2 protein-coding genes are annotated in these 1,201 nt (G+C 43.0%); both read left to right on the forward strand.

Features of this window, described 5'->3' with window-relative positions; all coding sequences use genetic code 11:
* Positions 1 to 1,067: leucine-rich repeat domain-containing protein (locus tag TY19_RS11785; RefSeq protein ID WP_338140283.1), on the forward strand; the 1,067-nt coding region annotated here is incomplete at its 5' end.
* Positions 1,068 to 1,132: 65 nt separating this feature from the next.
* A partial coding sequence (locus tag TY19_RS12890) for an IS630 transposase-related protein (RefSeq protein WP_226988498.1) occupies positions 1,133 to 1,201 on the forward strand: 69 nt, incomplete at its 3' end.

Genomic DNA, 1,201 nt, shown 5'->3' on the forward strand with positions numbered 1-1,201 from the left:
GATGTACTAATCTCACGGACGCTGGATTAGCGCATTTGAAACCCTTAGTCGCTTTACAGCATTTAGATCTGAGTGGATGCCCTAATCTCACAGACGCTGGATTAGCGCATTTAACACCTTTAGTGGCTTTACAACATTTAAATTTGAATAGATGTACTAATCTCACGGACGCTGGATTAGCGCATTTGAAACCCTTAGTCGCTTTACAGTACTTAGATCTGCGTGAGTGCTATAAGCTCACTGACGCTGGATTAGCGCATTTAACATCCTTAGCGACCCTACAGCATTTGGATCTGAGTGGTTGCCACGATCTCACTGATGCTGGATTAGCACATTTAACATCCTTAGCCACTCTACAGCATTTGGATCTAAGTGGGAACAAAAACCTCACGGACGCTGGATTAGCGCATTTGAAATCCTTAGTGGCTCTGCAACATTTGAATTTAAATGATTGTAATAAACTCACTGACGCCGGATTAGCGCATTTGAAACCCTTAGTGGCTCTGCAGCATTTAAATCTGAGCCAATGCTGGAATCTCACCAACGCCGGATTAGCGCGTTTAACTCCTTTAGTGGCTCTACAGCATTTAGATCTGCGTGGGTGCCGTAAGCTTACTGCCGCTGGATTAGCGCGTTTAACTCCCTTAGTAGCTCTGCAGCATTTAAATCTAGGTTGGTGCTATAATCTCACAGGCGCTGGATTAGCTCATTTAACTCCCTTAGTGGCTCTACAGCATTTAGATCTGAGTGGGTGCCGCGATCTCACTGATGCGGGATTAGCGCGTTTGACTCCCTTAGTGGCTCTGCAGCATTTAGATCTGAGTTGGTGCTCTAATCTCACGGACGCTGGATTAGCGCATTTAACTCCTTTAGTGGCTCTACAGCATTTAGATCTGCGTGGGTGCCGTAAGCTTACTGCCGCTGGATTAGCGCATTTAACTCCCTTAGTGGCCTTACAACATTTAGATCTGCGTGGGTGCCGTAAGCGTACTGCCGCTGGATTAGCGCATTTAACTTCTTTAGTAAGCGTTAAAAAATTTATGTGGGTTGATTATAATTTTATCTGAATTGAGTTATATATAGTTAATTGAATTTAATCGTGCATATAGATATAGTTTGAGTTAAAAAAGTTATGGCATATTCCAAAGATTTAAGGCAAAAAGCACTCAACTATTTAGAAACTGGACATTCTGCAGAAGAA

It is taken from the genome of Candidatus Protochlamydia sp. R18 (assembly GCF_000648255.1).
In the GTDB taxonomy this organism is placed as follows: Bacteria; Chlamydiota; Chlamydiia; order Chlamydiales; family Parachlamydiaceae; genus Protochlamydia; species Protochlamydia amoebophila.